The organism is Treponema sp. Marseille-Q4523, from assembly GCF_016901105.1.
In the GTDB taxonomy this organism is placed as follows: domain Bacteria; phylum Spirochaetota; class Spirochaetia; order Treponematales; family Treponemataceae; genus Treponema_D.
This window is the reverse complement of record NZ_JAFEVM010000020.1, coordinates 36,990-57,370: the sequence shown is the minus strand read 5'-3', so window position 1 is coordinate 57,370 and position 20,381 is coordinate 36,990. Positions and strand designations below refer to the sequence as shown.

At 48.6% G+C, this 20,381-nt stretch carries 20 protein-coding genes; 13 read left to right on the top strand and 7 right to left on the bottom strand.

The window, feature by feature from the left end:
• A partial coding sequence (locus JSQ97_RS07760; protein WP_205075527.1) for a hypothetical protein occupies positions 1–407 on the bottom strand: 407 nt, incomplete at its 3' end.
• 53 nt (positions 408–460) lie between these two features.
• Positions 461–1,831 (bottom strand): signal recognition particle protein, encoded by a 1,371-nt coding sequence (gene ffh / locus JSQ97_RS07755; protein ID WP_205075526.1) that lies wholly within the window; start codon positions 1,829–1,831, stop codon positions 461–463.
• A gap of 173 nt (positions 1,832–2,004) precedes the next feature.
• Here ffh and purA point away from each other — a divergent pair, with 173 nt between their 5' ends.
• Complete coding sequence (purA, locus tag JSQ97_RS07750) at positions 2,005–3,231, top strand: adenylosuccinate synthase (protein ID WP_205075525.1); 1,227 nt, start codon at positions 2,005–2,007, stop codon at positions 3,229–3,231.
• 39 nt (positions 3,232–3,270) lie between these two features.
• Here the strand turns inward: purA and JSQ97_RS07745 are convergent, their stop codons facing one another.
• Entirely contained in the window at positions 3,271–3,924 is a 654-nt protein-coding gene (locus JSQ97_RS07745; protein ID WP_205075524.1) for an AAA family ATPase, read from the bottom strand.
• A 92-nt stretch (positions 3,925–4,016) separates the two neighbouring features.
• On the opposite strand from JSQ97_RS07745, the gene JSQ97_RS07740 reads away from it, so the two are divergent.
• Positions 4,017–4,364, top strand: a complete 348-nt coding sequence (locus JSQ97_RS07740) for an Rrf2 family transcriptional regulator (RefSeq protein WP_239447027.1) — start codon at positions 4,017–4,019, stop codon at positions 4,362–4,364.
• Between the two features lie 37 nt (positions 4,365–4,401).
• Here JSQ97_RS07740 and JSQ97_RS07735 read toward each other — a convergent pair whose 3' ends face one another.
• From JSQ97_RS07735 to JSQ97_RS07725, 3 genes are read right to left on the bottom strand one after another with little or no spacing between them, the layout of a single operon-like run.
• Positions 4,402–4,914, bottom strand: a complete 513-nt coding sequence (locus JSQ97_RS07735) for a flavin reductase (RefSeq protein ID WP_239447026.1) — start codon at positions 4,912–4,914, stop codon at positions 4,402–4,404.
• A gap of 55 nt (positions 4,915–4,969) precedes the next feature.
• Complete coding sequence (locus JSQ97_RS07730) at positions 4,970–5,302, bottom strand: branched-chain amino acid transporter permease (protein WP_021330297.1); 333 nt, start codon at positions 5,300–5,302, stop codon at positions 4,970–4,972.
• Positions 5,299–6,015 carry an AzlC family ABC transporter permease gene (locus JSQ97_RS07725; RefSeq protein ID WP_205075521.1) on the bottom strand — a complete coding sequence of 239 codons (717 nt, stop codon included), beginning with the start codon at positions 6,013–6,015 and terminating at the stop codon, positions 5,299–5,301. The genes JSQ97_RS07730 and JSQ97_RS07725 overlap by 4 nt, the downstream gene beginning before the upstream one ends.
• Before the next feature lie 179 nt (positions 6,016–6,194).
• Here JSQ97_RS07725 and JSQ97_RS07720 point away from each other — a divergent pair, with 179 nt between their 5' ends.
• The 4 genes from JSQ97_RS07720 (at position 6,195) to JSQ97_RS07705 (ending at position 8,648) form a co-directional block, all read left to right on the top strand.
• The gene (locus JSQ97_RS07720) at positions 6,195–6,428 is read left to right on the top strand and encodes a hypothetical protein (protein WP_187383601.1); all 234 of its coding nucleotides are present in this window, start codon (positions 6,195–6,197) and stop codon (positions 6,426–6,428) included.
• A 439-nt stretch (positions 6,429–6,867) separates the two neighbouring features.
• Complete coding sequence (locus JSQ97_RS07715; protein ID WP_205075520.1) at positions 6,868–7,179, top strand: hypothetical protein; 312 nt, start codon at positions 6,868–6,870, stop codon at positions 7,177–7,179.
• Positions 7,180–7,266: 87 nt separating this feature from the next.
• Positions 7,267–7,734 carry a hypothetical protein gene (locus JSQ97_RS07710; protein ID WP_205075519.1) on the top strand — a complete coding sequence of 156 codons (468 nt, stop codon included), beginning with the start codon at positions 7,267–7,269 and terminating at the stop codon, positions 7,732–7,734.
• Between the two features lie 449 nt (positions 7,735–8,183).
• On the top strand, positions 8,184–8,648 hold the full coding sequence (locus tag JSQ97_RS07705; protein ID WP_205075518.1) for a hypothetical protein: 465 nt from the start codon (positions 8,184–8,186) through the stop codon (positions 8,646–8,648).
• Positions 8,649–8,950: 302 nt separating this feature from the next.
• On the opposite strand, the gene era is transcribed toward JSQ97_RS07705, so the two are convergent.
• Positions 8,951–9,868, bottom strand: coding sequence for a GTPase Era (gene era / locus JSQ97_RS07700; RefSeq protein WP_205075517.1), 918 nt, complete (start codon positions 9,866–9,868; stop codon positions 8,951–8,953).
• 161 nt (positions 9,869–10,029) lie between these two features.
• Here era and glgX point away from each other — a divergent pair, with 161 nt between their 5' ends.
• The 7 genes from glgX to JSQ97_RS07665 all read left to right on the top strand — a co-directional run bounded on the left by glgX (position 10,030) and on the right by JSQ97_RS07665 (position 20,300).
• Complete coding sequence (gene glgX / locus JSQ97_RS07695; RefSeq protein ID WP_205075516.1) at positions 10,030–12,144, top strand: glycogen debranching protein GlgX; 2,115 nt, start codon at positions 10,030–10,032, stop codon at positions 12,142–12,144.
• Positions 12,145–12,207: 63 nt separating this feature from the next.
• On the top strand, positions 12,208–14,664 hold the full coding sequence (locus tag JSQ97_RS07690; RefSeq protein ID WP_205075515.1) for a glycogen/starch/alpha-glucan phosphorylase: 2,457 nt from the start codon (positions 12,208–12,210) through the stop codon (positions 14,662–14,664).
• Positions 14,661–15,563, top strand: coding sequence for a DMT family transporter (locus JSQ97_RS07685; RefSeq protein WP_205075514.1), 903 nt, complete (start codon positions 14,661–14,663; stop codon positions 15,561–15,563). The genes JSQ97_RS07690 and JSQ97_RS07685 overlap by 4 nt, the downstream gene beginning before the upstream one ends.
• A 555-nt stretch (positions 15,564–16,118) precedes the next feature.
• Positions 16,119–17,312, top strand: coding sequence for an ABC transporter ATP-binding protein (locus JSQ97_RS07680; RefSeq protein ID WP_205075513.1), 1,194 nt, complete (start codon positions 16,119–16,121; stop codon positions 17,310–17,312).
• Positions 17,309–18,256, top strand: coding sequence for an ABC transporter permease (locus tag JSQ97_RS07675; RefSeq protein ID WP_187383593.1), 948 nt, complete (start codon positions 17,309–17,311; stop codon positions 18,254–18,256). Before JSQ97_RS07680 ends, JSQ97_RS07675 begins: the two co-directional genes overlap by 4 nt.
• A complete protein-coding gene (locus tag JSQ97_RS07670; RefSeq protein ID WP_205075512.1) occupies positions 18,253–19,125 on the top strand; it encodes an ABC transporter permease in 873 nt (290 codons plus the stop codon). Before JSQ97_RS07675 ends, JSQ97_RS07670 begins: the two co-directional genes overlap by 4 nt.
• 110 nt (positions 19,126–19,235) lie before the next feature.
• Complete coding sequence (locus JSQ97_RS07665) at positions 19,236–20,300, top strand: extracellular solute-binding protein (protein WP_205075511.1); 1,065 nt, start codon at positions 19,236–19,238, stop codon at positions 20,298–20,300.
• Positions 20,301–20,381 lie beyond the last annotated feature (81 nt).

The window sequence follows — 20,381 nt, the reverse complement described above, 5'->3', positions numbered from 1 at the left end:
TTTTTACCGCAAATTTCTAAAACTGATTTTTCGTCCATTCCCTTGTAAAATCCATATTTTACAAGTAATTCTTTATTAGGAATAATACTCATTAATTCTAAAAAACATTTACCGTTATAACCCGAATGTAAATAATATAATGTAATATTATCTTTGTTTAATTTATAACGAATATTATTTTTTGTTTTGTCATACTTGTTCTGTATAACTTCAGATGATATTTCAAATGTTTCATTTTTGAAATAGTTTTCAAAATCTAAATAAGTATAAAATATTTCCGGATACATTTCTTTTTTTATAAAAGGATTTTTATAAAATGTTATTAAATCAAATTTCGAATTTTCATTTGCAAAACAAATTTTCAATGAGAATAAAAGTATTAATAAAAAACAAATTTTCCTTTTCATTTTTTTATGCTAATACCCTGTGTTGTACACCTAACAGATTTTCACAAATACCGCTATCTTCCGAACCTCTTCGCAAGCGCTTCCATGTCGAGGGCGGCGCCGCCGAGCTGATTCATAAACTGCGCCTGCATACCGCGGTTTTTGCTGAGCTTTTTCATCGCGAGCTTCGTCTTTTCAAACTGCTTTATCAATTTGTTGACGTCAGCGACCGAAGTCCCCGATCCCTTTGCGATGCGCTTACGGCGCGCGGGTCCGATGATAAAATGGTTCGCCCGCTCTTTTTTCGTCATCGACAGGATGATCGCTTCCTGCTTTTTCATGCCGTCCGTATCGAAATCGCGCCCCTGCATCTGCTGAGCGATGCCCGGCATCATCTCCATAAGCTGCTGCATACTGCCCATCTTGCGCACTTGCCGAAACTGCATGAGCATATCGTCGAGCGTAAACTCGTTGCGCGCCATTTTCTTCTGCAGCTTTTCCGCTTCTTCGCGGTCGACCGTTTCCTGCGCCTTTTCGACGAGCGAAACGATATCGCCCATGCCGAGGATGCGGCTTGCGATGCGGTCGGGGTGAAAAACTTCGAGGTCTTCGGTTTTTTCGCCCGTACCGATAAACAGAATGGGTTTACCGGTCATCGTTTTAAGCGAAAGCGCAGCTCCTCCTCTCGCATCGGAATCGAATTTTGTTAAAATAACGCCTGAAAGCGAAAGCCGCTCATCGAACGTTTTTGCGATATCGACCGCGTTTTGACCGGTCATCGCGTCGGCGACGAGGATCGTTTCATCGGGAGAAAGCGCTTTTTTAATATCGACGAGTTCGGCCATCATCTCTTCGTCTATCTGGAGGCGCCCCGCGGTATCGACGATAAGCGTATCGAGCGAATTTTTCCGCGCATAGTCGAGAGCATCTTTTGCAACGCGAACGGCGGATACGCCTTCTTCTTTAAATACCGGCACACCGATTTTTTCGCCGAGCTGCGAAAGCTGTTCGACGGCGGCAGGGCGGACCAAATCGCACGCGGCCAGCAGCGGTTTCCGTCCTTCTTTTGCCAAGCGGTATGCGAGTTTATGCGCTGCGGTCGTTTTACCCGATCCCTGCAAACCGAGCAGCAAAATGACCGACTGCGTGTCCGGCCCTTTTAAGTGCAGATCGGTTTTCGCGTCTCCGAGCATAGAGGCGAGTTTGTCGTAAATGATTTTAACGAATTGTTCGCCGGGATCGACGGCGCGAAGAACTTTTTCGCCCTTCGCTTCTTCGATCGTCGAATTGACAAAGCGGCGCACGACGCGGAGATTGACGTCGGCTTCGAGGAGCGCCGTCTTAATGCGTTCGACCGTATCTTCAATATTTTTTTCGGTGATCGTCGATTTTCCGCTCACCGTTTGGATAATCGATGAAAAGGTATTTGTTAATTTTTCAAGCATAGGCAGATTATACCCGCCCCGCCTCTTTTTTGCAATGTGCAATTCGTAATCACGCAATTTACGATTCATAATTTTGTAATTCATGAGGGCGTGAAGTTGTAAGAATCGGAATCTTGCGCTATACTGGTACAATCGGCGGTATATACTGCCGGCGATGTACTGTGGAGGAAGCGATGAACATTGTTGTTATGGGCGCGCAGTGGGGCGATGAAGGAAAGGGAAAGATAGTCGATTTTCTTGCGCAGGATGCGAAATACATCGTGCGCTTTGCCGGCGGCGCGAATGCCGGTCATACGATCGTCGTCGACGGAAAAAAGTATGCGCTGCACCAAGTACCCTCGGGTATTTTATATCCCGATAAATCGGTATTTCTCGGGTCGGGCATGGTGATCGACCCCGAAGCCCTCTTTGCAGAACTGCAGATGCTCACCGACAACGGCATTTCGTGGAAAGGCCGCGTGTTCATTTCCGACCGCGCGCACATTGTTTTGCCCGCGTACCGCAGAATGGATAAAGAGCGCGACGCCGCCCGTAAGCGTCCCATCGGAACGACGGGAAGGGGTATCGGAACTTCGTATTCGCAAAAATCCGAACGTGACGGGATCAGGCTCGCCGATTTGGATTGGAAAGAAAAGATCGCCGATCTTGACGCCGAAGACAGGCAATTCATCGATACGTATGCATCCCGCCTCATCGCGATGCGCGTCGATATCGCTTCGAAGCTGTGGGAATACCGCAAAGAAAATATTTTATTCGAAGGCGCGCAAGGCGCCATGCTCGATTTGGACAGCGGAACGTATCCGTACGTAAGTTCCGGTGCATCCTGTTCGGCGGGCGCGGCGTTGGGATCGGGGATCGGACCGCGCTCTCTCGACAGAGTGTACGGCGTTTTTAAAGCTTACGAAACGCGCGTCGGAAACGGCCCCATGCCGACCGAGTTCAATAACGATACCGAAAGCGAGCTCTGCAATTACGTGCGCACGACCGGAAACGAATTCGGAGTTACGACGGGGCGACCGCGGCGGTGCGGTTATCTCGATTTGGTCGCGCTCCGCTATGCATGCCGTGTCAATTCGATCGATTCGCTTGTGTTGACGCATCTCGACATCTACGACGAAATGGAATCGATCGAAGCCTGTGTCGCATACGATATCGGCGGGAAAACGGTCACGGATTTTCCGGCGAGCATTCCCGCACTCAATGCGGCGCGTCCCGTGCTCAAAAAATTCGAGGGTTGGAAAAGCGACCTCCGCCGGTGCGGCTCCTATGAAAAGATGCCGGCGAACGCGAAGGCTTATGTGGAATTTATCGAAACCTTTACCGAAACGCCCGTCGGGATCGTGTCCGTCGGTCAAGACAGAAACGAAACCTATCTCCGCATGCAGCCGTGGAAAAAATGAAGGTTGTCCGTACGCCGAGTCGCTGAAATAGCGCGTTGATTATGCTTCCGCCGTCACTTTTTTTTCGACTTCGGCAAAAAGGGAAGCGTAGTCTACGGCGTCGTAGTCGGTTACGTCGACGGTGAACACATCTCCGATTTCGATGCGGTAATTTTTCCGCTCACAGGCTTCGACGAAACTTTCAAAATCCGGTTCGGGAATGACGTCTTCCGGTTTGACGGGGCGTTCTTTGTGATACACGCGCAAAAGATGTCCCGGATTCCGCGGTTCATGTACGTCGCGGTGCACGGCGCGTTCGTACAGCGCGCGCCAGTCGCCCGTAAGGCGGATCGTCACAGCTTTGTATCCGAGCGATGAAACGATATCGCAAAGCTTTTGTTCGTGTATTTTATTGAAGGGATATTCGATGAGAATATTTTTTTTCGCCCGCATCGTGTTTTCCAAAAGCTCATAAAACGCCGCGATCGACATATCGTTGACGCGCTGCTTTTCTTCCATGTTGTCAAAACCGTATTCGTCGAAGTAGCGCTCTTTTATCGTGTCATAGGAGAGCACTGTGATGGCGGGAAAATAATTTTTGACACGCGCGGAAAAATGCGTTTTACCGCATCCCGGCGGGCCGGTTACGATGAGGAGGAAAGGCGCCATAATTTTACCGTGATAAAAAATTGCATGGTCGGAAGAGGAGTTCATACCGACTGTATAACTGTCCGTTTGCAGTTTTTTTCATAGTTTGAAATCCTCCTTGTAAAACGTATTTTGCAGTGTACCATTGCTTGTTTTGTTTGTCAAACGACGAGAGCAAACAAGCGCAACGGCATCCCGTTATTATACGAAAGATTTTATTGCAGCTGCAAAAGGCGGGGCTTGTCGAAACGGCTGCGGGCGTCGGCGGCTCGCGTCTTACAAAAGATGCAAATGCGATCACGCTGCTCGATGTATACCGAGCGATCAACGAAAGCGGAGAAGCGCAAAACGTATTCGCTTTTCATCCGCAGCCGAATAAAAAATGTCCGATAGGGAAAAACATTCACCGCATCCTCGATCCGGTATTGGAAAGCGCGTTCGGTGCGATGGAGGCGGAACTCGGTAAAACAACGCTTGCGAGCTTATTCGTACAATTGCCGAAGTAAACGTTGTTTTTATAGACAAGACACAAACGATATGCCGCTACCGCGCTTTTTCAAAAACGCGGCACACTTCGTATATGTACGCTTCGTGGTAATCTTTGTCGGGATAGCAGTCCGCGTCGATGGTTTTATCGACAAAAAGTTTCGGGTCGAAAAACTGCGAATACAATTTTTTCCCGACGATGACGAGCTCGGCTTCCGCTACGGCGACGGTGCCGTTTATCGGATAGGGACTGATGCCCGCCTTTTTCCACTTATCCGTATCGCGTCCCGAAATCGTACCGCAGATTTTCAGCGCTTCCCGATATCGTTCCGGCAAAAAAGAGAGCGTTACCAAATCGTACGAATCGATAAAAGTTTTTGTAAAGCGCTGCGGCCGGATAAAAATCTGCACGACGTTTTTTCGCCACAAGCCGCCGAACATACCCCAGCTCGCCGTCATCGTATTGCAGTCTTTTTCGGTTCCGGCGGAGATAAGCATCCATTGTTTTAAAACTTTCGAAAAGGGATTAAACGAAAGATCGTCTGTCGATATTTCGCGAAAGAGTACCATGTCCATATTATAATTATTTTAAATCATCACATCTCCGGCGTCAATACGGCTCTCGTCAATACGGCAGCCGAGACAGCGCCATATACAACAGTGTGCCGCCGAAAATGCTCACCATCGCGTTCCGTTTCCATACGTGTAAAATCGCCGTCGCCCCGAGTGCAATGACGGACGGAAGTCCCCACGGGCGGGATGTAAACTCGATGTCTTTAAAGCAGTATACGACGAGGATCGCTATGATCATCGGCGGGATATATTTTTCGATAAAGGTGATGATGCGCGGCGGATCGCGGTACGAAAACAGTATAAACGGAAAGGCGCGCGTCGCAAAGACGATGAGCGCGGATATGCCGGTCGCGATGAGCGCGGCGGCGAGAGTAAGCGGCGTCATAGAGATGTCTCCGTTTCGGTTTTGAATTTTTTACCGCGTACTGCGACGAGGGCGGCGAGCGCAAAGGCGATCGCAGCGATGAGTATATGCCCCGACGGAAAAAGACCGCAACGGGAAAGGACGACGGCGGCGAGTGCGGCAAGGGCTCCGATGACCGGAGGCGTGGCGTCGCGCGATTTGGCAAGCTGTTCGATGAGCAGCACCATAAAGAGGGCGGTGAGTGCAAAGTCCACGCCCGCGAGCGAAAACGGAATAAATTGCCCCGCGACGGCTCCGATGACGCCGCCCAAAATCCAATACAGGTGGTCGAGCAGGGCGATCGTGCCGTAAAACGAGCCTGCGTTTGCGCCTTCCGGTACGGTACAGTTCGTAAGCAGCGAATAGGTTTCATCGGTCAGCGCAAAGATCAGATACGGTTTCCATGCGCCGACGTTTTTAAAGCGCGAGATGAGCGAGAGACCGTACACGATGTGGCGGATATTGACGAGGAGTTCCGTGAACGCGATCGCACCGAGCGGCGCACCCGACGCAAACAAGCCGACGGCGACGTATTGTCCTGCACCCGCGTACATCGTTATGCTCATAACAGGCGCGATCCACACCGGATAGCCCGCGTTTACGATCATCAAACCGAAGGGGATCCCGATCGCCGTATAACCGAACAAAACCGGAATAGTGATTTTTGCCGCTTCGGCGAAATATCTGCGTTCCATTATATCCTGCCGTTATTGTCTCCGATTTCGATATGCAGTTCGCAGTATATCGTTTTATAAAAACTAAGTCGAGCATTTATGCGATCCGTGCGGCTCGTGCGGTGCTCGTGCAGCGCGGGATTTACAAAAGCCCGCATTCGGGCTATTATGATTTTGTAAAAGTTTTTATGGGAGTTCGTATGATATCGTTGATTGCAGGAATTATTTTTATCGCGTTTACCGTTTTTGCGCTGTTGCCGTCGTTTCCGCTCAACTGGAGCGCCGATGTGCTCGCATTTCTCAGAGGCTGCCTGCCCGTCCTTGCGGCTCTCGTCGGTCTTATCTGTCTGTTTATCGGTGTAGCCGATATTAAAGATAAAAAAGAAGCCGCGCGCGAAGAACGGGAAGCCCGCGAACGCGAAGAAAAAAAATAAACGTTCTTCGTATTTTAATAAAAGAATTCTTGATTCAACACCCTCTTTTTAGATTTGAGTTATGACTCGACCGGTGGAAAGTAAGTGTATCCTGTCAATACGGTTCCGGAAGTATTCAAGGGAAAGTTTGCAATATCAACAGCTTTGCGTAATTTACGAAATTTTTGGACGAAAGATATTGACTTCGAATATGTAATACTGTTAACCGGAGGCGCGATTGCTTATTAATAAATCTCTGCTGTTGATTCTGTTTTGCTTTTTTATCGCGGCCATAGGTTTTCTGTTTTTATTTATGTCGAGTAAAAGGCGTAAGACAAACAAAATACCTGCTTTTGTTTACTCTGTGATTTTCTGTATTATCGGTTTATATCTTCTTGTCAATCAAAAAAACGGTACTGTCATTTGGAAGAAAATAAACGATACGACATATTCTGCAAAGATGAATACTTTCCAAAGCGCGACGGTTTTTCTTTTGGAAGAAAATACTTATCGATTGTTTGTTTCATGCGAAGACGAATTTATAAAGCAATATATAAAAACCGAACGAAAATGTGAAAAGAAAAAAGTTTCAGACAGAGAAGCTGTACTATGCATGAAAATAATTGACGATTTTGAACATACCGTTAATCCTGAAATACGAAAAGCGTATTATGTACTGTACATGGATTACGGTACTACGGAAGTTGTCTATTTGCTCGATAAAATTTCGGAAAAGATCGAAACGGAAAGGTTTTGCTTTAGGGTATTCTGATTCGCATCGGAGAACTTGGTTCTGAGAGTGCGATTTGAGATCGATCGATATTTTTATCGATGCGAATTTTCATGACAGGAAAAGATAATGAAAAAGAAATTCGTTCTTTTATTGATTTTAATAACTTTGTTATCTTTCGTTTGTGTTTTGATTTATCTTATTTTTATTTATCTGGGGACGGCAAATCCGAAACTGCATACGATACGGATCGAAAAAGAAAAAAAGCTTACAGACATTTATAGATACAGATGTGAAAAAATCGTTTTTATTGGAGGTAAAAATAAAAAAGATAAAATCAATTTTTTTTGTGATTCTGTTAAAATAAAGAAACGGTATGAAATTTATGATGTTTTAATACTCTTTATAGATAAAGACAGGTATGCGGCAGCATATCCTCTTTATACGTATTTTGATGATTTGGAGAGAGAGCCTTTTTATGACGGTATTCGGTTTGAGATTCCATTTGAAAAAGAGCTTCCTGAAGATTATGTGTTTGTTAAAAGGCTGACGAAAAATTCGTTTATCATTGAAATGAAAAAGGAAAAGAATAATTAACAAACAGAAGGATTTTGAACGATAATGTATCGACGATCAATAATTTTGATTTCAATCGTTATTATCATATTTTCCGCTTTTTGTTTTAGATTTACGAAAGGATTGGTATCGGATATGAGCTCAGCAGTATTTTTAGATTATTTAAATGCCTATCCGTCTTCGGTGTCGGATAATAATGTCGTTATAGATTTTTTCGTTTTTTTATTTACTCCCGGGCTTATTATTGAGATTATAAGATCTCATGCCAAAATGAAATCTTTAGAATATCTTTTTCATTTGATGATACTCGCTTTACAGGGTATATTGGTATACTCGATCATTTTAGATGGCGGGTCGTTATGGAAGACGGTTTTATATGGGAAAAATATACCGGTATTTTTTATTTTTATCGGAACAATTATGCATGCCGTATCTGTTAATATTATTTATCATGTACAGGAGAATGAAAAATGAAGAAAAAGTTTTGTTTCTTTGCAGCCATTTTATTGATTGTTGGATATGTGTACAGTCAAGATAATTCACGGGATATATTCTTAGATAATTATTTTGATTATCAGGAATATAAAATAGAATCACATCATTTTTCAAATTTCGATTTTTATTTTGCATATAACGTTTTGGATAATAAACAGGGCTTTTTTACCAAGGCGATTTTGTTTAGAAAAAATAATAAGACAATTGAGCCGATCGGCTATATTCAGGGAAATAAAATATTTAACGGCGAACGGCTTTTGTTTTCAGGGGTAATTCATACGCAGAAATTTGCAGGATGGAAAATAACCGTTGTTGATCGGAATAACAGTATCGCTACTGTTTTTTATACAAATAACGGAGAAAACATGACGGAGGGACCTTTGCTTATATGGAAAAACGATATGTTGGTGCAATACGCTATTGATACATCAATGCTCTGATAAAAATCTGCAGATAAAAATTATTAATTGATAATCGGGTATGATACTCGAAAGAGTGTCTGTGTCCGAACGGGTATGAGACGCTCTGTATTATAAGGCGGAAGCAAAATGCGTTTATCACAGTTAAAGGGCGGTGTTGCTTTCGGTTTATTGATTTCGTTGTCGTGCTTGTATACGGAAACAATAATGGGTGTATTTAATTAATTATTAATCAAAAAGGTATCCGCTTATCGATAAGTGGCAATACGCTTGATTTCGCTTTGTATGCCGCCCGTTTGCGTTTTGCCGCGCGGGCACTACGGTTATTTTATTAATTTTTTCAATACCGCGTCTTTTTGCCGCCAGTTTTTATCGACCTTTACCTGCAGGTCGAGATCGACCGCGTAATCGAAGACGGTGCGGAATCTGTTGATCGATGCCGTACGGATCGCTTTTATCATCGCGCCGCCCTTACCGATGACGATGCCTTTTTGGCTTTCGCGTTCGACGCAGATGCTCGCTCTCACCCACAGCCGTTTGCCGCCGTCTTTCATTTCCATATCCATGATATCGACATAGAGGCAGTGCGGTACTTCTTCTTCGAGGCGGTTGATCGCTTCTCCACGTATGATTTCCGCAATGCGAAAGCCGACGTCCTGGTCGGTATAGTATTCCCTCGGATACAATTCGGGTGCGACGGGCGCGAGTTCGTACAGCGCTTTCAGCACGTCGTCGATGTTTTCATCGTTTTTTGCCGATACGGCGATGACTCTCTTTTCAGGAATTTCAGGAAGTGCGTTTTTAATAAAGGCGATCGCATCGGCGGTTTTTGCATTCGGCGCATCGCGCTTGTTGACTGCGACGACGGTGCGGTCGGCAAAGGGTTTGACGAGTTCGGCGACGAGCGATTCTTCTTCTCCCGCAGCTCTCGTACTGTCGATGATGTAGAGCAGAGCGTCGGCGGTTTTCAGCTGCTCGGCTGCAATCGATTTCAATTTGAGATTGAGTTTTTTTTCGCTCGCGTGGTAGCCGGGCGTGTCTATGCATACGAGCTGGCCGAGCGACGTATTGATGATGCCGCGGATCGCATCGCGCGTCGTCTGCGGTATTTCCGATACGATGGATACGAGTTCTCCGCACGCCGTATTGAGAAAAGTCGATTTGCCGGCGGAAGGTCGTCCGATGATCGCGACGATGCCCGCTTTCCGTCCGCCGCTTTGTGCCGTGTGTTCCGTGTTCATGTATGCATCACAGTATAGCGATATGACGTATGCGCGGCTACTCGGTGCTTGCACGCCGGTAATGTACGCAGCCGATATGCATAGGTGCAACGCGGCAATGTACGCGCGGTGCCGATGCGCAATGTTGCTTTTTATTATTGTCTTATGATAAAATACCGCCCATGGATGCTTCTCGTGTGCTTGCAGGCAGGCCTATGCAATGCGGAGCCGTCGTCGCGGACGGAGGCGTGAATTTTTCGCTGTTCAGCAGAAATGCGACGCGCGTCGTGCTCTATCTTTTCGATTCTCCTGATGCAAAAACCTTTTGCGATACGATCGAACTCGATCCGAAAATAAATAAAACCGGCGACGTGTGGCACGTTTTTATCAAAGATTTGAAAGCGGGAGCGCTCTATCTGTATCGCCTTGACGGGCCGTATGATCCTCCTGCAGGCGATCGATTCAATTTTAATAAATACCTTTTCGATCCGTGTGCAAAAGCGTTTACGAAGGGTTCCGTGTTCCGCTCCTACCGCACGCAGCGCGAACACGGGAGAGCCGGCATCGAAAACGGACTTCTTGCCGATTTATCCGATTTTCCGAAATGCGTCGTTGTCGATGATGCCGATTTCGATTGGCAGGGAGACAAGCCGCTTGCGAGGGCGCTTTCCGAAACGATCATCTACGAAGCGCACGTCAAAGGATTTACGTACTCTCCGACATCCGGAGTGCAAAAACCCGGTACGTACCGCGGCTTTATCGAAAAGATTCCGTATCTCACGTACCTCGGCGTTACGGCCGTCGAACTCATGCCGATATTCGAATTCGACGAAGCGGAAAACGAACGCGTAAACCCGCGCACGGGACAATCATTGACAAATTACTGGGGCTACAATACGGTCGGTTTTTTTGCGCCGAAAACCTCGTATGCCGCAGACACCTCTCCGGGTGGGGCGGTGCGGGAGTTCAAAGAGCTCGTGCGTGAATTGCACCGCGCGGGGATCGAAGTGATCCTCGACGTCGTATACAATCACACGGCTGAAGGCAATGAAAACGGTCCGACTTTTTCGTTTCGCGGGATCGAAAACGGCGTGTACTATATGCTGCCGCAGGACCAAAAACAATACTATGCCGATTATTCGGGCTGCGGCAATACGGTCAACGCGAACCATCCGACGGTGAGCGAATTCATCCTTGCGAGTTTGAGGCATTGGGTCGTCGATATGCACGTCGACGGATTCCGTTTCGACCTTGCGACGATATTGAGCCGTTCCGAACTCGGTCATCTCATCTCTTCGGGGCAGTTGCCCTATGCGATAGCACAAGATCCGCTGCTTGCCGAAACGAAGATCATCGCCGAACCGTGGGATGCCGGCGGCGGCTATCAGCTCGGCTCTTTCGGCGTCGGCAGGTGGTGCGAGTGGAACGGAAAATTCCGCGACGATATGCGGCGCTTTATCCGAGGGGATGACCGTGCGGCGACGGAAGCTGCGACGAGGATGACCGGCAGTTCGGATTTGTATAAAGCGAACGGACGTTCTCCGACGAATTCCATCAATTATATCACGTCGCACGACGGTTTTACGATGTACGATTTGGTGAGCTATAACGTAAAGCATAACGAAGAAAACGGAGAGGGAAACCGCGACGGCAGCGACGACAATTTCAGCTACAATAACGGTTTCGAAGGCGATTCGACAAATCCGAAAATCGTGTCGGTGCGCCGCCGCAAAATAAAAAATTTTCTTACCTGTCTGTTTCTCTCGCAGGGAACGCCGATGCTGCTTTCAGGCGACGAGATGATGAGAACGCAGCGGGGCAACAACAACGCGTATTGTCAGGACAACGAAACGTCATGGATCGACTGGCACGGCTGTGATAAAAATCGTGACATATTGCTGTATACGAAAACGCTGATTGAATTGCGCAAAGCGTATTCTCTGTTTCGGCGCAATACCTTTTTTGCGGATTCGTCGGAGATCACCTGGTACGATGCGAACGGGAAAAATCCCGATTGGGCGAAGCTCAACCGCTTTCTCGCATTCAAAGTCGATGAATTAGCCGACGGTATCGGTGTCAACGAAATCTACTTTGCGATAAACACCGACATCTACGATTTGACGATCACGCTGCCTTCTCCCGCGGGCGGAAATGTGTGGTACCGCATCGCCGACACGTCGATCGACGGAGAGGACGCCGTTCGTATGCGGGGAGATGAAGAATTGTTAAACGAACAGCACCGCTATGTTTTGCCTTCCGACAGTCTTGTACTGTTGATAAGCAAACGGAACCTCTGAAAATCGGTCGGGTTTTTCAACGGTACCCGAACGCGGATAAATATTGTCAAGGAGACAGAGCGTATGCAATTCAGCGCAGAAGAGTTTAAACGTAATCTTGAAAAACGGCTTCACGACCGTTACGGAAAAAATATTTCACGGGCGACGAAACACGATCTGTTCGATGCGGTCGCCGCATCCGTGCTCGATCCGATTATTAAAAATTGGATGGCGACGAGGGAAGCGTATGAAGCGCATCCGGTGCGAAAGCTTTACTATTTTTCCGCAGAGTTTTTGATGGGACGCGCGTTCGGCAACAATCTCATCAACGCGGGGATCGAAAAGCAGGTAAAAGAAGTGCTCAAAGACATGAGCATCGATTACGATATGATCGAAGACAAAGAGCCCGACGCGGGTCTCGGAAACGGAGGTCTCGGACGGCTCGCCGCGTGTTTTCTCGACAGCCTCGCAACCCTCGATTATCCCGGTCACGGTTACGGCATCCGCTACGAATACGGTATGTTCGAACAGCGGATCGAAAACGGCTGGCAAGTCGAATACCCCGACCGCTGGCTTAAGCACCGCGATCCGTGGGAAGTAAAGCGAAGCGATTTGGCGGTAACTGTCCGCTTCGGCGGTACGATAGTGTACGACAGAACGCCCGACGGCCGCATGCACTTTTCTTTGCAAAACGCGGAAGAAGTGACGGCCACTCCTTACGACACGCCGATCGTCGGCTACGATACGAATACGGTGAACACGCTGAGATTGTGGGAAGCGACTTCTCCGAACGGCTTCGACCTCCAGCTGTTCAACGACATGCAGTACAACCGTGCGGTCGAAAAACAAAACAGCGCCGAAAATATCAGCCGCGTGCTCTATCCGAACGACAGCGGTCCGAGCGGAAAAGCGCTCCGTCTCAAACAGCAATACTTTTTTTCGTCGGCGAGCCTGCAGGATCTGGTTCGCGCCTACGTTTCGCGCTTCGGAACCGATTTCGGCAAATTCGCCGAACTGCACGTCATCCAACTGAACGACACGCATCCTGTCGTAGCGATTCCCGAACTGATGCGCATCCTCATGGACGAATATAACGTCGGTTGGGACGATGCGTGGAAAGTCGTGACGCACACGTTTGCGTATACGAATCACACGATCCTCGCCGAAGCGCTCGAAAAGTGGCCGATCGAAATCTTTCAAGGTCTGCTTCCGCGCGTGTATCAAATCGTCGAAGAAATCAACCGGCGGCTGCTCATTTCGCTGCGCGAAAAATATCCGAACGATTTTGAACGGCATCAAAAACTGTCGATCATCAACAACGGACACGTCTTTATGGCGTGGCTTGCGATCCATTCGTGTTTCAGCGTAAACGGCGTTGCCGAGCTCCACACGGAATTATTAAAAACTCGGGAGCTGAAAGAGTGGTACGAACTCTATCCCGAAAAATTCAACAATAAAACGAACGGCATCACGCAGCGGCGCTGGCTTTTAAATGCGAATCCCTCTCTTGCGGAATTTATCACGGCGCGTATCGGAGGAGGCTGGGAAAAGGATTTGACGAAGCTCAAAGCCCTCGAGCGTTTTTCAAGCGATGAAGCTTCTCTCGCGGAGCTTACGGCGATCAAAAAATCGAACAAACAGCGCTTGGCCGAATATCTCAAGCATACGCAAAACGAATTCCTCGACCCCGACAGCATTTTCGACGTGCAGGTAAAACGCCTGCACGAATACAAGCGCCAGCTTTTAAATGTTTTGCACATCATGTATCTGTATAACCGCATCATCGACGATCCCGATTTCAATCCGCCGCCGCAGACTTTTATCTTCGGTGCGAAAGCCGCGTCGGGCTACCGCAGAGCGAAAACGATCATCAAACTGATCAATACCGTCGCCGACCGCGTGAACAACGACCGGCGCGTGCACGGGAAAATCCGCGTCGTGTTCGTCGAAAACTACCGCGTCAGCGTTGCGGAAAAAATCTTTCCGGCTGCCGACGTTTCCGAGCAGATATCGACTGCGGGCTTTGAAGCGTCGGGTACGAGCAATATGAAGTTTATGGTAAACGGTGCGCTCACGCTCGGTACGATGGACGGCGCGAATATCGAAATTATCAATGAAACCGGAAAAGAAAACGCTTTCGTGTTCGGACTTTCCGCCGATGAAATTATTAAAATGGAAAACGAGCACAGCTATAATCCCCAGGAATACTTGGGACGGAACCCCGAGCTTTCCCGCGTCGTGCAACAGCTCGTCGACGGTACCTACGATCCGACGCATCAGGAATTCAAAGAGCTCTACGATTCGCTCGTCTACGGCGTCGAAGGTCAGCGCCCCGACGTGTTCTACGTGCTTGCGGATTTCGACGCGTACTGCAGGGCTCACGAAGAAGTCGAAGTATCTTATCAAAATACGAAAGAGTGGGCGCGAAAAGCGCTTATCAATATTGCGAACAGCGGCAAATTTTCTTCCGACCGCACGATCGAAGACTACGTGCGCGATATTTGGCACCTTAAAAAAGTGACGCCGCTTGCCGACGTATGAGAGAAAAGAGCGTATCGTTTTTTGCGGGAGCAGGGCTGCTCCTTGCAGCGTGTATTTGGGGATTTGCGTTCGTCGTTGTAAAAGACAGCCTCGACTATATCGGCGCGATCTATATGCTCGCTTTCCGTTTTTCGATTGCGGCGGCGGCTCTTGCCCTTATCTTTGTGCGCTCTCTCAAATTGCTCAATGCTTCGTATTGGAAGCGCGGGGCGATACTCGGCGCTCTGTTGTTTTTTGCCTACGCGCTGCAAACGGTCGGCTGCGATTATACGACCGCCGGAAAAAACGCATTTCTCACGACGGTGTACGTAATGCTCGTGCCGCTTTTCGGCTGGCCGCTTTATAAAAAATTTCCGGGCGGACACGTCTTTGCCGCAGCCGCGATTTCGCTTTTGGGCATCGGTTTGCTCGCGCTTTCAAAAAGCGAATCATCGCTCCTTTCGATCAATTTCGGCGACGCCCTTACGCTCGGCTGCGGCGTTTTTTACGCGCTGCACATTCTCTATACGGCTAAATGCAATATCCGTTACGATCCGATCGTGCTTACCGTTTTGCAGTTCTTTTTTGCCGCCGTCTTTTCATGGATTGCAGCCTTTCTTTTTGACGGCGCTTTTCCTGTCGCGGCCGTAAAAAATACGCGCGTTATCGTTTCGATGCTCTACCTCGGTCTTTTCAGCACGATGATTTCCTTTGCGCTGCAGAACGTAGGCTTAAAATACGTGCGCTCGTCTTTTGCAGCTCTCCTCCTTTCGTTCGAGTCGGTGTTCGGCGTGCTGTTCAGTACCGTCCTTTTGCACGAATGTTTGACTTCGCGCATGACCGCAGGCTGCACTCTCATCTTTTTTGCCGTCATCCTCGCCGAAACGAAATTCGATTTTCGGCCGAAAGAAAGGCGATAAAACGAATTATATATGATTACGGACGGCACCTATGTGCGATCCCGCCCTCCGCGGCTCACTCGCGCTCGGCCTCCTCGCTCGCTTACGCTCGCTCCGGTGGCTGCCTGCGGCACCGCTCCGGCCGGGCGTAGGCGTCATTGCAGCATCTGAGCGTGTCGGCTCATTTGCCATTTACTTGAATAAGTCGGGAGTCGAAAAACGGCCAAGCCGTTTTTCTCTTATCCGTGCGGAGGCTTTCATGCCTCATCCTTTCGGATGTAATAAAAGGTATGAAAGCCGACTGCAATTCCTTATGAGGACACACGGAGTGACGTGTGCGTCGCTCCGTGTGATAGGAGACGCTCGCAATTTCTCCGCACTGCTCGGAATTACTCTATAAGTCGAGAGAGGAAAAACGGACAAGCCGTTTTTCTTTTATAGGAGACGCGCATAATTCCTCCGCACTGCTCGGAATTATGCGCTCTTGCATACCCCATTCCCTTTGTATATAATGTGCCTACATTTGAGCCGTTTTGAGCGCGGCTCTTCCATCACACTATACCGAGGTTGCTTGAAGTGAAAGGGAGCCGGGTTACCATCGAGCATGTCTCGAAGAGGTTCGATAACGATTTTATCGCTCTCGACGACATCAGCATTACAATCGAGCCGGGAGAATTCTTTTCTCTGCTCGGTCCTTCAGGCTGCGGCAAGACGACGCTTTTGCGCATCATCGCGGGGTTCGAATATCCCGACGAAGGTGCGGTGCTGTTCGATGAAACGAACGTCGCCCCGCTTCCGCCGGATAAGCGCCATTCGAATACGGTTTTTCAAACCTATGCGCTTTTTCCTCATCTTTCGGTATACGAAAACGTCGCGTTTCCGCTGCGCTTGAGAAAAGTGCCGAAAGAAACGATCGACGAAAAAGTAAAGCATTATATCCACCTCGTACAGCTCGATCAGCACATCCATAAAAAACCGAATCAGCTGTCGGGCGGACAAAAGCAGCGGGTCGCGATCGCACGCGCGCTGATAAACGAGCCGAAAGTGCTTTTGCTCGACGAACCGCTTTCCGCACTCGACGCGAAGCTCCGCGCAAATCTCCTCATCGATCTCGACAATCTGCACGATAAAATCGGCATAACGTTCATCTACGTGACGCACGATCAAAGCGAAGCGCTTTCCGTGTCGGATCACATCGCCGTTATGAATGCGGGGCACGTACTGCAAGTCGGAACGCCCTTCGAAATTTACGAAAGCCCTGCGACGCAATTCGTCGCGCAGTTTATCGGCGAAACGAATCTCTTCGAAGCGCAGGTCGTCGATTGCGTGCCGCATCAAACGCAGGGAAAAGATCCCGACTATATGGTAACCTGTTCCGTCCCCGCGCTCGGTCATCAAGCGCCGCTTGCGAGCGACACCGAAGCGACGGCAAGCCTCGACCGTTATATGCAGGTAACCGACTACGGTCCGACGCAAAAGGGACAAAAGGTCGCTTTTACGATCCGCCCGGAAAAAATCCGCATTACGAAAGAGCCGCCTGAAACGCACGGCCGCACCGATATCAACGTGTTCAAAGGCATCGTCGAAGAACCGGTGTATTCGGGATTTCAATCGAAGTTTTACGTGCGGCTCGAAAACGGCGCGCTCGTCAAAGTTTTCAAACAGCATACGATTTATTTCGATGACGGACCGGCCATCCAATGGAAAGACGACGTCTATATTTCGTGGGCGGCGGAAGACGGCTATATCGTCGAGGACATACAAAAATGAAAACGACGGATACGAAACCTCCCGCGGCAAAAGACGATACGATCAATCAGGGTACGGCATACGCATGGCCGATGGGCGTTTGGCTTTTTATATTTTTTATCGCGCCGCTGGTCATTATCTTCATCTACAGTTTTTTGAAAAAGGGATTATACGGCGGCGTCGAAGGGCGGTTTTCGCTCAACGCATACCGTCAGATGTTCAACCCGAATTACGGCATACTCGTGCTGCGGACGCTCAAGATCACGATCGTTTCGACTGCGCTCACCGTGCTTGTTTCGCTCCCGTGCGGATACGCGATGGCGAGAAGCCGGCATCAAACGCTTTTGCTTTTTTTAATAATCATTCCGTTTTGGACGAATTCGCTCATCCGCGTTTTCGCGTGGATGTCGATCCTCAACAACGACGGCATCTTAAATCAAATTCTCATATCGCTCGGCATCATAAAAGATTACATACAATTTTTGTACAATCAAAATGCGGTCATCCTCGTTTCCGTGTACATGTATTTGCCGTTCGCCATATTGCCGATTTTCACCGCAGTCGACCGCTTCGATTTTTCACTGCTCGAAGCGGCGCGCGATTTGGGCGCGAATAAAATGCAGGCAATGATAAAAGTGCTCATTCCCGGAATCAGAAGCGGCATCGTCACGGCTGTCATCTTTACGTTCATCCCGATTTTCGGCGCCTATGCAGTGCCTCTTTTGGTCGGCGGCAAAGATTCGTATATGCTCGGAAACGTCATCGTCGATCAAGTGCAAAAAATGCGCAACTGGCCGCTGTCCGCCGCTTTTTCCATGATCATAACGCTTATCAGCATCGCGGGCATCTTTTGGATGAGTTTTTCGAACCGGCGCGACGCCAAACTCAAATCCTCGAATGTAAAAGATGAGGTCTATTCGACAAACGGAAATGCATCCGGCTTTACCGGAGGGATACTGAAATGACGAATATATTTTTCTTTTTATTTCCTGCGGTAAAAAAACGGCGGCAGTCCGAACCCGCGCGGCATGCAAAAAAATCGTGGAAGCATCGCGCCGCAATATTTTCCTTCTCAAATGTAATGCTTGCGCTCACGCTCGTCTTTTTGTTTTTGCCGCTCGTCGTTATCATCGCCTATTCGTTCAACGGCAGCAAGGGCGCCGAGTTTACGAATTTTTCGCTTATGTGGTACAAAGCGCTCATCTTCGATTCCCGCCCTCTGTGGGAAGCGCTTTTAAACAGTCTCATCGTCGCCCTTACATCGGCCGCCGTTTCGACGCTGCTCGCTTCTCTTGCGGCGATCGGCTGCAGCTGGTATAAGTTTCGCGGGCGGAAGCTCATCGAAAGCGTTACATACCTTCCGATGATCTTACCCGAAGTGATTGTCGGAGTTTCAACGCTCATATTTTTCAGCCGCGTGCACATACCGCTCGGACTTTTTACGATATTTGCGGCGCATACGACATTTTGTCTGCCCTTCGTCTATCTCATGGTAAAGGCACGGCTCGACGAATTCGATTTTTCGATCATCGAAGCGGCGCACGATTTGGGCGCGACGGAATTTCAGACGCTCGTCAAAGTCGTCGTGCCTTCTCTTTTGCCGGGCATCCTGTCGGGCTTTCTCATCGCGATCACGATGTCGCTCGAAGACTTCGTCATCACCTTTTTCGTGTCGGGACCGGGTTCGACGACGCTGCCGCTGTACGTCTATTCGATGATACGCTTCGGCGTCTCTCCCGTCATCAATTCGCTTTCGTGCGTGATGATCCTTGCAACCTGCCTTATCGCCTTCGCGCTTCGAAAGGGACTCAAAACGGTAGCGGCTTCTCATTAAATATTTTCTTTGCTGCAGCCGGCATTTCGTATCATAATGACAAACGGTACGGTGCATGATGCAAAGACGGCGCACCTTTCGCGGCGCTATTTTATTATTTTGAGGAAACTATGAAAAAAATCATCGACGGCATTTTGATTGCAGCGCTTGTATGCTGCGTTCTCGGTTTTGCATCCTGCTCGAAAGAAAGCGGCGGACACAAACGATCGAACGTACTCTATCTTTTTACATGGACGTACTACGTGCCCGAAGCCGCACTCCGCCGATTCGAAAGCGAATACGACTGCCGGGTAAAAGTCGATACCTACGACTCAAACGAAGTGATGTATGCAAAGTTCATGGCCGGTGCGTCCGGCTACGATATCGCCTTTCCGTCGCAGGACTACGCGTCGATCATGCTCAAACAGGGTATGCTGAAAGAGATCGATTTGAATCGATTTGAAAATAAAAAATACATCAATCCGCTCGTTCTCGAAAAAGCCGTATACGACCCGACGATGAAGTTCTGCGTTCCGTACTATATGGGAGCGGCGGGCATCGCCGTAAACAAACTGTACTTTTCAAATTACGAGCGAAGCTGGAATATCTTTTCCGACGCGCGCATACGGGGTCATGCGTCCATGATGGACGATATGCGCGAAGTTATCGGAGATGCGCTCGCGTATCGGGGATATTCGGTCAATTCGACGGGCGATGCCGAACTCAAAAGCGCCGCGAATTTAATAATAAACGATTGGAAACCGAATCTTGTTAAATTCGATGCGGAAGGATTCGGCAAATCCTTTGCGGCAGGAGATTTTTGGGTGTGCCAAGGCTACGCCGAAGTCGTATACGGCGAAGTCCCTGAAGATAAACAAGCCGACACGATCGACTTTTTTATACCGAAAGAAGGCGGCCCCATGTATATCGATTCGATGGTCATCTTAAAAGGCGCAAAGCATTACGACCTTGCTATGCAGTTTATCGATTTTATCCATCGGCCGGAAATCTATGCGCAATTCCTCGATTGGTTCCGTTTCCCTCCCTCGGTCAACACGGAAGCTGCGAAATATATGACGACGACGCCGATGTACACGACCGAAGAGATGGCGCACTGCGAACTGAAACTCGACATCGGCGAAAACCTCGAAAAGTATGACGAGCTGTGGCAGAAAATTCGCTTTTCGGCGAAATGATCGTCATTTTGTCGAAAAGCGTACGGGACGAATTCCGTGTCCTCGCCGTTGATTCCCTCGTTTCGAATATGCTATAGTGGA